The following is a 13,460-nucleotide window of genomic DNA, read 5'->3' on the forward strand; positions in this document are numbered from 1 at the left end:
ATAGCAACCTATCTTATCTCTCAATATAAACAAGTCCGATTATCGATTAAAGACGCATTTAACACTTTTTAGGCAAATGAACACCCTGCATGGAATCCACTGCCGGATGACAGTCGGCATATATTGCCATAATTTTGGTAAATTTGCACATACAATCTATCCAACAACTCAATATGATGAAAACCTCTCTACGTTGCATTCTTGCCGGATTCGCATCCTGCACAATACTATACGCCAATGCGTCCCCTCTTCAGCCAAAGTCTGTGGATGAGTTTACAGGCCAAGAATTATCGGCACAGTACTATGCGTATCCGTATACCGACAGCCCTGCCCCGGCTCTCACACCTGCGCCTGACGGTTATGAGCCGTTTCATATCGAACACTACGGACGCCACGGTTCGCGCTGGCTTATCGACCAGAGGGACTATGAATACCCTGTGGCCGAACTTGAGAAGGCTGAACGCAACGGATACCTCACACCACTTGGCAAAGAGACTCTTGAACTGCTTCGCGACATAGCCGCCAAAGAACAGGGACGCTGCGAGGAACTTACCGACATGGGGGCTCTACAGCATCAGCTCATCGGTGAGCGAATGGTAAGGAATTTCCCTCAGGTGTTCGCACCGGGTTCGACAGTCAACGCAAAATCGACGATAGTGATACGCTGCATACTGTCGATGGTCAACGAGCTTAACTCAATCAACAAACTGGCACCCGGAGTAAAAGTGCTTGCCGACGCAAGTAATGCCGACATGCGCTACATGAATTTTGACGATACGACCGGAGTAAAGATTCGCAAGGCAGCAAAGAAAAAAGAACTGAAAAAGTTTCAGGCAAAATATCCGGAAAAAGGAGTCTTTCTAACCCGACTCATAACAAATCCGGAATTTATACGCGACAGCATTGACAACAGCCGGGTCGAACGACGCCTGTGGCGTGTGCTCTCCAACATGCAGAGCCATATAGGGATGCCATGGCTTACCGACAGGGTGTTCTCCCGCGAGGAGCAGCACGGCCAATGGATGCGCTCCAACGCCAACTGGTTTGTCGAAGCAGGCAACAGCAAGCTGACAAAAAACAGAGCGCAATACAGCCAGCGCCATCTCCTTCGCAACTTTATCGAAAGCGCCGATACGGCTGTAGCATCGCCACGTGTAAGCGCCAATCTGCGGTTCGGTCACGACGGTATGGTGTTGCCGCTTACCGTACTGATGGAGATAAACGACTATGCCCGGGAAATCAACAGCCTTGACCAACTTGAGCAGTCGCGTTGGTACTGTCAGGACATAATACCTATGGCCGCAAATATCCAGATGATTTTCTACCGCCCGACAGACTCTATCGCCACCGACGATGTGCTGGTAAAGGTGCTTCTCAACGAGAATGAGATTGTACTTCCAGGTACACCTGTAAGCGGACCTTACTACCGGTGGAAAGACCTCAGAAAATATTATCTTGAAAAACTTGACTCATTCAAAGAATAAACCATGAAAAAATTTGCATTAATAACCGCATTTTTTCTGTCGTTATCGTCAGCAGCCGTAGCTCAAGAAGCGAAATACATTTTTTACTTCATCGCCGACGGCATGGGCATGGGCCATGCCATGGGAGCAGAGGCCTACAACCGGACGGTAGCAGGTAATGACACGCCGCTGATGATGATGCAGTTTCCGGTTGCATCGCAGTGTACCACACACTCGGCATCGTCACCGGTGACCGACTCGGCTGCAGCCGGCACAGCCCTGGCCACAGGCATAAAGACCACCAACAGCATGCTGGGAATGGCTCCGGACTCATCCCATGTCAACTCAATTGCTGTAGACCTTCAGAAGAGGGGCTACGGCATAGGCATAATCACAACCGAAGATGCCGACGACGCTACTCCGGGAGCATTCTACGCCCATGTGCCGAACAGGGGTATGTTCTATGAAATAGGATGCGATGCCGCGAGGTGCGGTTTCGATTTCATCGCCGGACGTAGTCTGCGCGGAACCGTGCGCGACGGCAAAGCGACCGATCTCGAAAAGAGATTTGCCGACAACGGTGTGGATGTAGTGCGCGGACTCGATGCTCTGAGCCGTTCAAAGTCTGAAAAAGTGATGCTGCTCGACAGTATCGCTTTCCCCGACGTGTGGTACTACACTATCGATTCAGTGCCGGGGCTCACGCTTGCATCAATGACCGAGGCATGCATGAAACATCTTGAAAAGAACGGCCGCGACAAGTGGTTTATAATGGTAGAAGGTGGCAATATCGACCATGCCGGGCATGCCAACGACGCCGGAACGGTAATAAAAGAGGTGCTCAACTATGACGATGTGATACGCATGGCCTACAACTTCTATCTCGCACACCCCGATGAGACTCTGATTGTAGTCACCGCTGACCACGAGACCGGAGGTATGGGTCTCGGCAACAACTCTCTCGGCTACAACCTGCAGCTCAAGCATTACGACCACCAACGCATATCCAAGGAGCGTTTTACGGTGTATTGTCGCGATATAATAAAATCGGGCAAGTCATATTCGTGGGACGAGATGAAAGGATTCCTGACCGACAAACTCGGATTCTGGGCATATGTGCCGGTAAGCGACAAGGACACCGAGCGCCTACAGGCTATTTACGACAAGGCAATCACCCGCAACGAAGGCACCGACAACCACACGTTGTACAAGACGTTCGACCAGTTTACCGAGGCCGTGTACGATGTGCTCGACAAAGCTACCGGCATCGGCTGGACATCCAACAAGCATACCGCCGGACTGGTGCCTGTATATGCCGTCGGGGTCGGAGCCGAGCGCTTCGCTACATTCAACGACAATACACAGATTCCCCATAAGATACTTGAAGCCGCGCGCTGAAACGCTGCGTAAAGCATCGACCAAATATTATCAGGGCGCGTATTGGAATCAATTCCAATACGCGCCCTGATAATATTTTAGCCGCCATGCGGTCTATGTTAGAGTTTATTTGGCAGCACGGGGAAAAGCCGTGGTGTTTATTACATCGCCGCCGCGCAGACGCACCCATGTGTCAAGGCGCGGCTCTCCCTCGTGTAGAACGATAACTCTTGCACCGTTTTTACCAAGATGATTGTATACGGTCTTGCCGCCGGAATAGCGCCCGTAGCCGAGCATCACGCCTGCATACTGGGTCACGAAATCATTGTCGTGGTCGTGGCCGCAGAATACACCAAACACATCGCCCATCTCCTTTATCGAGGCAAACATGCCGCTGTTGGCCGCCTGGTGGCATATGTTCTCCCCTTTTGTGCCAAGGAGGAAGTTCTTAGGATCGCCGTGGGCGGCTGAGAACTCCTGCAGAGGGATGTGCATGAACATGAGCGAGGGCACAGGCTTGCCACCTGCCGCCTGCGTGCGCATCATGCTCTCGCCACGATACCACCCTATCTGGTCGTAGGTGAGCCATGCATATTTCCCGATTCCTGGCACGCGGGCGCCTGAATGGCTGTCGAGGCAATAAAGCGCTCCCACCACACGGTCGGAACCGTCGCTTCCAAGCAGACTCACCGAGTAGTCGGGGCTGTCGACGCCTTCGGGACGCGGAGGCATGATACATCCGGCCATCACCTGCATGGCGTCGTACATCTCGGGTAAAGTCATGTCGAACTGCTCGTCGTGGTTGCCGAACACCATGGCCCACGGGAGTCCGCGGCGCACGATAGGCTCGACAAGCTCGGGGAGCGCCTCTCTTACCCCTTTGGAGTATACGAGGTCGCCGGTTATGATTACAAAGTCGGGATTCTCGGCCTCAAGCACTTCGTCCATCATCTCGGTGGCGGCATGCGAGGCTTTCTTTCCATACTTGTAGTGTGTATCGGTAAACTGCACTATCTTTAAAGTGCCGTCACTGTTAAATCTCAGCGAGGGCTGGGCAAATGCATCTCCGCATACAGCAAGAAGCACAGACAACACTGCCGCTAAATTCATAATTCTTTTCATAAAACGCCCAAAGATAATAATTAGATTATGCTTAATCAACTATTTCATATTGGTCATCGGAACTTTTTATTACCAACATATCCTTTATATACACCATCACACATCCTTTCCGAACTTGTTTAATGAAAAACGGTCAAATCTGGATTTACTGACAATCAACTACTTCCGAATTTGACCGCATATGAATTAAGTTAATGACAAGTTCTATTCAGCTTAATCGGTGGTGAGCACCAGACGGAAACCGGTAGAGCGTTCGCGCATGTTCTCCTCCACACGGCGGCGGTAGGCGTTGCGCAGCTGGTCGACATTCTCGCTGTCCCAGCCACCGCCGCGGCGCACACGGTTCTTGCCCGGAGAAGCTCCGAACTGGTCTACCACATCTTTCTTAGGATAGTCGTTCTTATAGTCCTCGCAGAGCTCCCACACGTTGCCGCTCATGTCGTATATGCCAAGTTCGTTGGGCTTGAGCGACTTCACAGGATTCGGACGCGACGAGCTGTTGATATACCAGTAGCCGACCTCCTCGGCAGTGTTGCTGCCGCTGTACTTGAAGTGGCCGGCCTGATGACCGCCTCGGGCTGCATATTCCCATTCGGCCTCTGTGGGGAGGCGGAATCTTACGCGGGTTATCTGGTTGAGAGCACGGATAAACTCTTTGGCGTCGTTCCAGCTCACGTTGGTCACCGGGAGCTGGGGGTCCTTGATGACAGAGGGATTGGAGTTCATCACATACTCCCAGAGTTCCTGTGTCACCTCGGTCTCTCCGATATAGAAGTCCTTGGAGATAGTGACCCAGTGCACCGGCTGCTCGTCGCCCTCGTGGCTCTCCTGCTCGGGAGTGGCACCCATTTTGTACATACCCGATTTTACTTTAATCATGTTGAATGTGACAGGCTGTCCCTGGTCGGCGGCCATTCCTCCGATTGATGCGGCGGCACGCGCGGGGAGAGTCACGGGCACAACGTCGCCAAGGCCTTTTTTCTCCTGCGGCTTGGGCATCACGTTGAGTACATAGGTGGTATTGGCCTTAACGGCCTCGGGGAAGTCGTAGCGCAGGGGTACATACTGCGAGGTCTTCACATTGAGCCAGTTGGAGCCTTCGGGCATATATATCCAGTATTCGCCGTCCTTTGGGTCGGCCTTTATGATATCGCCTTCGAACGAGGCATCGGGCACGGCGAGTCCGAGGCGCACGAGCGCACAGGGATTGCCGTTGGCATCAGCCACCTGATGGACTACAGCGCTAAGGTCGGAAGCGTCGGGACGGAACTCGCGCACCATCAGCTCCTGAGCCATCGAAGAGGCTATGAAAAAGATTGTAGCAAGAATAGTTGTAACAATACGTTTCATCAGTCAAAGGTTATTCTAAGGTTAAATTCAGTTTATCAGTTGCGGTCGAGAGTAAACGAGGCCTTTTCGGCAGGGTCGGGCAATTTGAAATCGCCCATGGTGAAGGCTGTATCCTGAAGGGGTTGCCATGTGCGTACGTGAATCTTGGGATGGTCCTCATCGTTGAAGTCCCATATGAGAAACACGATACCCTCGTCGGAATACCCCTTTGTGTGCCACTGCTGGCGCAGGGTAACACCGTAATAATTTGGCTTGGAGGCATGGCGCACCACACGGTAATCGTCAAACTTCACATTGACGTATCCGCCGCGGTTCTGTCTGTCGAATACAATCTTCAGTCGACTGAGATACTGCTGCTTGTTCTGCTTCACATATTCCACACGTGTAGGATTGGCCAGCGCGATATCACTGCGGCGGCGCTCGGTCACCACACGTCCGGTGATAATCAGAGCGTCGTCGCTGAAGAGATCGTCGAGCATGCGGATATCCTTCTGACAGTATGCGTTGCGCAGTTTCTCACACCAGTTGATTATCTGCATGCGGTTGGCGGCATCACCCAGGCGTGCGCCATCGCGCAGGAGTGTAAGATACTGTGTGTTTTCCATCGCGAAATTGAAGTCGGAGATACGCCCTGTGGGGGTAAAGTCGAGCACGATTTCCTGAGCCATCGGCCCCTCGTAGGTATCGTCGATAGGCTTCATGTCGACCTGCTGGTTGCGCACCTGCAGGCCTCGCAGCGAGCCGTTGGAGTTCTTTTCTTTAAGAAGTTGTCCTACATACTGGTCCTGGGCAGTGGTGAAGTGCACATTCTCCCATGTCATTACAATCGACTGCTTGGCATCCTGTGTGAGGTCAATGCCGGTGAAGTTTATGTCACCGCCGGTCATTGCAGCCGCATTGATAGCCGTAAATAGATTGGAGACATTCTGCTCTATGGCCGACTTGACCGCCGGGCTCACCGTGGTGGGAGCCAGCCGGAAGTCGTAGGCACCCTGAGCCGATGCTGCCAGCCCGAGGGCGAGAAAGATAAGTGAAATGTATTTTTTCATATCGTATATTTGCACATTTATGGTATATTGATATCTGTCTATCTGGCTCTCGGAGTAAACCATACGGCATACTTGCCGCCGTAGGATGCAAGATGGTCGACACCGCCCGACACATAGTTGTGACGATTGTCGTCGGAGGCAGGGCCGAGCAGAGCCACAATCGAGCCGGATGCATCGATTATGAGCCAGTGGGAGCCGGCTGCGTCGCGACAGGTAGGGAGAGCCCCAAATCCGCGAATCTTGCCGGTAGTCTTGTATACATTGAGCAGATAAGCGGCCTTGCGCGCGTCGGCCGACTCTAGAAGTTCGGAAATCATGTCGCTAAGCTGTCCGCTGTCGGCTGGATTACCATGGCAGGAGATTTTTGTCTGAGAGGACGAAGGCTGATCGAATACATTACCGAAAAGCATACCGAGAGCCGCACCCCCCATGGCCTGCTGTTCGGGCGACACTTCGGCATAGTCATCCTCGACCGACGTCTCGGGTTGTGGAGCTACAGTGGCCTGGGTATTTTCAGCCACAGGCTGCATAACGGCCGGCTCCGGCTGAGCCACCACAGATTCAGGCTGTGTGGCAACGGGCTCTTCAGCCACAGTATTCTCCACAGCCAGAGGAGCGGGTGCCGAAGAAGAGAATGTCGCTACAGGTATGTAGCCAAACACGTAAGTGGCGTTGCCACGCTTGGCATTGATGTACTTTATCGCACCGAGTTCGGCTGCTGCCACACGGCGCGACTCGCCGCTCTCCTCCAGATATTCGTTCATAAAATTGGAAAGCGTCAGACACACGGTCTCGCGTGCCTCGTCGGCATTCTCCATAGTCGACTCGGCAAACACATAGCCCGGGTCGAGCTTGATTTTGTTGATCTCCTTTGTCTGCGACTCGCTCTGCGCAAACGACGCCATAGCGACGCATCCTACAATGATGGTGAAGACCAAACGATTCAATTCTTTCATATTTTCCTTGCAAAAAAATCGTAGATAAGAGAGGCGTGATAATAACTTCTGCGGCAGGACTACCACCGCAATGGGTATGGGTAACGTGATTGTCAGTCGTCGAAAAGCGAAGCTACGCGCGACATCGGTATATAGGGTGTAAGTCGGCAGGCCATAGTGCCGTGTCGGCTGTCGAGTTCCGAGACATTGGCGGTGACGCGCATCAGATGGCAGTAGCCCTCGGAAGGATTGCGCATCACGAGGTAGCATGTGGCCACCGGGTCGGTGAAATCGCCCACTCCGAAGAACGGCACGCAACCGCAGCTACGGAAATAATCAAGGGCGGCATTGACCGGCACGGTCACTGTAGGGAGCATGTTGTAGCCGTCAACCTTCATCTCAAACGAGAAGTCGTTGGGCAGTGTGCCCGTAACGAGCAGCGTGGCAAGAGTCTCGAGGGGATAATCTCGGGTATATATCGGCACAAAGAGTGAATCGGAATCCTCGGCCAGCATGTAGTAGCGGTTGGATGTGAGATTGTCGAGCAGATACGAGTCACCAGGAAGTATGTAGTAATTCTTCCGGTAAATCGGCACAAGCTCTTCGCGCGACGTCAGCGTGTCGACTCTCTCGCGGCTCCCTTTCCACGCCTGGATATCGGCTACAAGGCGGCGCTCGTTTTCAGGCATCGAAGTGCCGTGGAGCAGCTCGTATTCAATCGGAAACTCGATATAATATACCGGGGTGTCCTCTTTATGCCATTCCACTCTGTAGCGCCGTCCGCCTATATCGGCCACCGATAGAAGGAGTGTAGAGTCGGAGGCATAGGAGCGCAGACGCGAGAATCCTGATTCGGAACATGTCACCTCATCCTCGGCAAGCATCGCCCCCACGCTCTTCACCCGCTTGACCGGCAGTTCGGCATCGAGGGCATATCGCTCCAGAAAATCGAATACCTGCCGGTAAGGCATATGCTCACGCTGACTGTCGGAAAACATACGGTAGCCTACATGCACCACGCGACCGTCGGATATGTCGATACGCACCGGGCGCTTTTTGAATTCCAGCATAAGGGTCGTGTCGGCGCTCTCCCAGGCATACTGCTGGTCGAGGTCGTAATCAAGGGCATCGACCATGCGCTCGAGGCAGTCGGCATCATACAACACAGGTGCACCAAACGCTGTCGGCCCACCTAAGGCCGACAGCGTCAGTACAGCTGCTGTTATGTTGGCGAAAAATTTCATTCGTCTATGGTATCTATTTGAGTGTTACATCAAATATGATACGCAACTCATGCCCGATTAGTTCACACCGATGTTGATCTGCTTGGCCGTCTTGTCGGGACGCTCAAGCATACCGGAGGAAAGTTTGCCGTCGACAAACTTACAGCGAGAAATCTTATCGCCGGGATTAAGCTGAAGTGAATTTCCGTTGTGGAGATCCAGAGTATATGATTTAGTAACCTTAATGTCACCATTGGGGCCGTGGGGCCGACCGTTCTTTGCCGGGCCGGTATACAATCCGTAGGGAAGAGCATATCCGTTAAGATAATTGGACGCTGCCGGCTGTTTTACCTCCTTGTCAGTAGCAGGCGCAGCCTGTGGTTCGGCTGCCGGTTCCTCTACTACCACGGCAGTGTCGGTTTTTTCAGCCTCATTCACAGTAACGGAATCAGTGGTCTGCACCGGAGTCTCCTCTACCACAACTGTAGTGTCGGCTACGGCTACAGACTCGGCCACATCCGATTTACCGGAGAATACACCGGTACTAAATAATCCTATAGCCACAGCAGCTACTACACCGGCAGCTATTCCGCCGAAGATGAGGCCTTTTGAGCCGCCCTTCACCTCGACTATCATATCTTTCTTACAGTCGGGGCACACCTTGTCGGCGCCGTCGGCTATCTCAAAAGTCTTATTCTCGTTGGCTGTCTTACAGTTGCCAACGTTCATGCAACGATATTTCTTTACGTTTGCCATTGCTTTCTTATATTCTTGATTTATTTTTCTTATTATTCCTTAAAAAGTGCAATGCACATACGGCTTAGCGCTGGGGACGGTATTCGCCTATGATTTTCTTGGCGGCCATGGTCCAATTGACAAAGTCGTTGTAGCGCGACTTGGGAGTAGGATTCTCATCCTTTATCACCTTGCCTACTGTAGCCATAAACTCGGCGTCGGTCTCCTTAAGTTTATCCTGAATAGCCTTGAGCGCGGCAGGATCCACATCTTGTAATCGAGAGGCAAGAGCCTCGCGGGCTATACGTATTGTCTCCTTTCCATGCTCCTCGATAAGACGGTCATCATAAGCCATGTCGGTAAACTTGGAATATCCCCATGACACTATATCAGATTCACCAAAGATATCTTCTTCGCCGGCGGCACCCCACTGTTCGGTACTTTTAGTATCAAACTTGATTGCACCCAGACCAAGTGCCATCATCATATAAGGCATTACCTCGGCACGGAGCTGGTCGGGAGTCTTCGGAGGAAGTGCTGTCAGACTGCGGAAATCCTCAGCCTTACCCTCTGATGTAAGTACAATCGAGTTGGCTGGATTGGATACAATCAGACGGTCGAACTCAGCCTTAAGCATGGGCAGAGAGCCGATAGCACGCATCGGGAATCCGTTCTCGACAATCATCAATGTAATCTCGTTGGCACGGGTACCCTCTGTGCTGACAATCACGGATGCGCCCGAACCGCCGGGGATAGCACCTTCGAGCTTGCGCTTAAGTTCGTCGGCAAACTGCATGAGTGCCGGATCCTTGGCCTTGGGCAGAGTGACAAGCACACGCTTCAGAAGAATATTCTTACCTACCTCCGGTGCCGGAGTATTGGCGTTGTTGAGCTGAATCTCGTTCTGGTTGATTTCAAGGAAAGCACCGCTCGCCTGGATGATATCCTGAGCGAATTTGGCAAGCGCCATGTCGTTGCCTCCAAATTTGTGCTGGAGACGTTCGAGGATAGGCACATCAAGCACTTTCTCTGTGCGTTCTACAAGGAGATCGTTGTGGAACGTGCGGATTGTCTCGAACACCTGGCCGAGCAATGCGCTGGAAACAGTGTTGTTTGAGAGGTTGGTGACATTGGTGAAACGTCCCTCGCTGTTGAGAGAGTCTACAATCGACGAGCGCACACTGTCGGTGATGGTGCCCATGCGGTCATGGTCACCGTTGAGACGGCGCTCAAGTTCTTTCATACGATTGCGGTTGTAGAACTTGACAATCGGGTCGGTCAGTGTCTCTGTACCGTCGCGGTTCTCGCCGTCAGAAAGAGTCTCGAGATCGCTCAGTGCTGTCATGCGCTCCTTGGTGAATTTGTAGAGCTCGTCGAAACGTCCCTCAAATCCTATAAGGCGACTGTTGAGGTCGTTGAAGCGCTGCTCCAGATTCTCAAGAAGTGGCTTGGTAAAGATTTCTACAGCCGCTCTTTCGGTCATAACCGAGTAGAGCATCTTGGCATAGTGTGTGGCGCGCTCAAATCGGTTGCCGAATATAATCTGACGTTTTACAATATTGGTATTGAGCACATCTTCCTTGGCCTGGTTGATGATGCCCTTGAATTCGTTGATTTTGGTGTCGAGGTCAGGTATCACAATCTCCGAGCACTCAAGAGCCTGCTCGCGCATCTGCTTTGCGAGCTCGCTGATAATATGGCGTACGCTCACAAGCGCCAGACGACCGTCGGACCACTCGCGGAACAGGTATTTTTCCACACCCTCGGCAATCTGTTTGGCGTATGTGTCGAGGCTGCGTGCCTTGTCGCGGTAGAAATTCTCGACACCGACACTGCGGAATCCCTCGGCATATCCGCCGCGGCAGAGGTCGACAAGTTTGTCGAACGGATGCTGTGTGCCTTTTGCGGCTTCGGCCCAGCGGTCGACACATGGATTCCAATAGCTTGCGAAATCACCTGTATTCCACTTTTCTTTCTCGTCGGAGTCAATGACATACTGCTTCAGACGCATATGCTCGGGAGTGAGCTTCCATGAGCCGCGTCGTCCCGGGTCGCGCACGTAGGTCACCTCGTCGAATGAGGGCGCTTCCTCGCGATAGCCCGAGGTGTTGCTCCAATTGTTGTATTTCAGCTGTAGGAGCGCGCTGCTGCCGAGAGTATAGGCGATATGTTCCTGTAATTCGGTCTCAGGCACGATGATGCGCTTTATGCCAAACGAGCCTATAGCGCGTGTGCGCACGGGTAATGGCGAGCCTTCTTCGGGGTCGGCAGTCTCGTCGTATTCGTCGCGGTTGTTGCTGAGGTTCTCGAATGTATAGAAACGTCCGAGCTCTTGACCCATCTGGTCCATCGGAGAGAATATACGGCTGTATACAAAGTCGGATACAAGTCCGGCAAGCTGTATAGGGTCATTGACGGAATAACCGAAGTCGTTCTTGTTAGTATAGAGTATCAGACCTCCGGCGATATTCAGCTCCTGAGGGATATTCCCGTTCTTTACATTCTGAGGGGTGGGATTATCATATGTAAGATAGATACGGCCTGTCTCTATGTTGGTCGACACGTCGTAAGGTGGCGTAGACACGCGTGTGCCCCATTCCATGTTGTAGTGTGATGTAAAGAGGTTGTTGAGCTCCAGCAGGGCGCCATAGCCGTTGGCCTTGTAGCGGCCGGTGTCCCAGTTGGGTTGGGGAGTAGCCTCGGGTATCTGGCAGAATACTGTAAGCGAGAATCCGTTTTTCTCGGAGATATTATGCTCGAACATCCATTTGCGGGTCTGGGTTATAGCGTCGATAATCGAGCCTGAACCGGTACCGCCGGCGAGACCGCAGAACAGGTGGAGGTTAATCTTTCCGCCCACTTCCTTTTTCTGCACATCCTGCACGGCTCTGCCGAGTCGCGAGAGATATGCGTCGATGTTGGCGGCAAACAGCATACGGCCTGCGCGTCGCTTCTGGTCGGCTGCTGCACCTATGGGACATACAGCCGACTGGGTAGCGCCGACGTTGCCGAGCACACCCATCAAGCGCGGATAGCCTTTGGGATTGGCGAAGATGGCATCAATGTTGCTGTGTGTCTTGATATCGACAAACTCGCTGGTCTCGAACACACAGTTGCCATGAATTGTCTGATATGACACATCAGAGGCGTCGAGCATTGCGCGGTCGCTGTCGACATAGATAAATTCGATAGGGAGATTCTTGCGCTGGGAAGAGTCAAACTCAGTCCAGAGTCGCTGACGGAAGGCTTTGAGGATTTTGCCTCCGGTGCCTCCGAGACCAATAAGAATATCAGCCATAACGGTTGTTGAATATTTTTATGTTTATATTAGAAATTCAAGGAAGAAGATGATGACGAAGATGATGAGTAACCTCCGCCTCCGTACATATCGGCCGACAGGGAGGCCTTGTGGCTGCTGCGCCGTCGCGAAGGGATAAAGAATCCGGCGATGACGACTGCCGACGTGAATGCGGCAATCCATAGACGCCTACGCCATATATATCCCGACAGCACGTCGTCAACAAGCTGTTGTATGGTAACGGATGTATCCTCAAGCCCCTGCTTGCCCATCTCCACATAATCGGCCATGCCCGGCACCTCGCTTACAAGCGCCTGCACGGATTCGGCATCGGCCATCCCGCCTGCAATGGCGGCACTGTCGATAACCAGCTCGGCATAGCCTCTCACAGCTTCCGCCCCAAAGAGGAGCACAAACTGGAACGACGCCAATACAAAAAGGATAAATGAAAGGAGGGCATTGGCTATCCATGCGGCGCGGGCCACATAATGAAGCAGCAGCGCCACGCCGGCGGTAAGCGCCAAAGCGGCGCCGACTCCGGTAAGCAGGGATGATAAAAAAGCCCAAATAGTATCCATGGCCGAAAAGATGATGGAGGGTTATTATTTGCACTGTCAACCCGCCACCGGCCACGTACTAACAATCTGAAAGCAAATGGGGGGGGGTAATTGATGCAAATTTAAATCATTTTTAGCATCCAAACAACTTTTTCCACTCATTTTAACCATTTTCGTCACAAAAGCGCTCCAATACCCCACACAGGATATCAAAAATCGACACCTAAACCGGCCGTTGCACAAATATATGTTAACCATAACAACAAAATCATAAACACATCAACGGCAAGAGCATTTTCAGACATGCTCTAAAACATGCTGAAATAAGCGGCGCCGGAGTGGACAATCCAC

At 52.4% G+C, this 13,460-nt stretch carries 10 protein-coding genes; 2 read left to right on the forward strand and 8 right to left on the reverse strand.

The features are described 5' to 3' along the window. Positions 1–173: 173 nt before the first annotated feature. A complete protein-coding gene (locus ADH68_RS03665) occupies positions 174–1,484 on the forward strand; it encodes a hypothetical protein (protein ID WP_084273892.1) in 1,311 nt (436 codons plus the stop codon). Positions 1,485–1,487: 3 nt separating this feature from the next. Further along, entirely contained in the window at positions 1,488–2,861 is a 1,374-nt protein-coding gene (locus tag ADH68_RS03670; RefSeq protein ID WP_068959757.1) for an alkaline phosphatase, read from the forward strand. Between the two features lie 105 nt (positions 2,862–2,966). On the opposite strand, the gene ADH68_RS03675 is transcribed toward ADH68_RS03670, so the two are convergent. The 8 genes from ADH68_RS03675 to ADH68_RS03710 form a co-directional block, all read right to left on the reverse strand. Beyond that, positions 2,967–3,950: a metallophosphoesterase family protein gene (locus ADH68_RS03675; protein ID WP_084273891.1), complete on the reverse strand. Its 984-nt coding sequence runs from the start codon at positions 3,948–3,950 to the stop codon at positions 2,967–2,969. Between the two features lie 225 nt (positions 3,951–4,175). Beyond that, the gene (locus ADH68_RS03680) at positions 4,176–5,312 is read right to left on the reverse strand and encodes a formylglycine-generating enzyme family protein (protein ID WP_068959755.1); all 1,137 of its coding nucleotides are present in this window, start codon (positions 5,310–5,312) and stop codon (positions 4,176–4,178) included. A gap of 35 nt (positions 5,313–5,347) precedes the next feature. After that, a complete protein-coding gene (locus tag ADH68_RS03685; RefSeq protein ID WP_133165663.1) occupies positions 5,348–6,361 on the reverse strand; it encodes a hypothetical protein in 1,014 nt (337 codons plus the stop codon). Between the two features lie 38 nt (positions 6,362–6,399). After that, on the reverse strand, positions 6,400–7,317 hold the full coding sequence (locus tag ADH68_RS03690) for a hypothetical protein (protein WP_068959753.1): 918 nt from the start codon (positions 7,315–7,317) through the stop codon (positions 6,400–6,402). Positions 7,318–7,409: 92 nt separating this feature from the next. Beyond that, positions 7,410–8,540: a hypothetical protein gene (locus tag ADH68_RS03695; RefSeq protein WP_068959752.1), complete on the reverse strand. Its 1,131-nt coding sequence runs from the start codon at positions 8,538–8,540 to the stop codon at positions 7,410–7,412. 57 nt (positions 8,541–8,597) lie between these two features. Further along, positions 8,598–9,275 (reverse strand): hypothetical protein, encoded by a 678-nt coding sequence (locus tag ADH68_RS03700; RefSeq protein ID WP_068959751.1) that lies wholly within the window; start codon positions 9,273–9,275, stop codon positions 8,598–8,600. 64 nt (positions 9,276–9,339) lie between these two features. Next, positions 9,340–12,552: a tubulin-like doman-containing protein gene (locus ADH68_RS03705; protein WP_068959750.1), complete on the reverse strand. Its 3,213-nt coding sequence runs from the start codon at positions 12,550–12,552 to the stop codon at positions 9,340–9,342. Positions 12,553–12,581: 29 nt separating this feature from the next. Next, positions 12,582–13,130, reverse strand: a complete 549-nt coding sequence (locus ADH68_RS03710; protein ID WP_068959749.1) for an SPFH domain-containing protein — start codon at positions 13,128–13,130, stop codon at positions 12,582–12,584. Between the last annotated feature and the right edge of the window lie 330 nt (positions 13,131–13,460).

The organism is Muribaculum intestinale (assembly GCF_002201515.1).
GTDB lineage: Bacteria > Bacteroidota > Bacteroidia > Bacteroidales > Muribaculaceae > Muribaculum > Muribaculum intestinale.

Coding starts and splice junctions, on each gene's coding strand:
- ADH68_RS03665 (WP_084273892.1), top strand. CDS start 174: ATGATGAAAACCTCTCTACGTTGCATTCTTGCCGGATTCGCATCCTGC.
- ADH68_RS03670 (WP_068959757.1), top strand. CDS start 1,488: ATGAAAAAATTTGCATTAATAACCGCATTTTTTCTGTCGTTATCGTCA.
- ADH68_RS03675 (WP_084273891.1), bottom strand. CDS start 3,950: ATGAATTTAGCGGCAGTGTTGTCTGTGCTTCTTGCTGTATGCGGAGAT.
- ADH68_RS03680 (WP_068959755.1), bottom strand. CDS start 5,312: ATGAAACGTATTGTTACAACTATTCTTGCTACAATCTTTTTCATAGCC.
- ADH68_RS03685 (WP_133165663.1), bottom strand. CDS start 6,361: ATGAAAAAATACATTTCACTTATCTTTCTCGCCCTCGGGCTGGCAGCA.
- ADH68_RS03690 (WP_068959753.1), bottom strand. CDS start 7,317: ATGAAAGAATTGAATCGTTTGGTCTTCACCATCATTGTAGGATGCGTC.
- ADH68_RS03695 (WP_068959752.1), bottom strand. CDS start 8,540: ATGAAATTTTTCGCCAACATAACAGCAGCTGTACTGACGCTGTCGGCC.
- ADH68_RS03700 (WP_068959751.1), bottom strand. CDS start 9,275: ATGGCAAACGTAAAGAAATATCGTTGCATGAACGTTGGCAACTGTAAG.
- ADH68_RS03705 (WP_068959750.1), bottom strand. CDS start 12,552: ATGGCTGATATTCTTATTGGTCTCGGAGGCACCGGAGGCAAAATCCTC.
- ADH68_RS03710 (WP_068959749.1), bottom strand. CDS start 13,130: ATGGATACTATTTGGGCTTTTTTATCATCCCTGCTTACCGGAGTCGGC.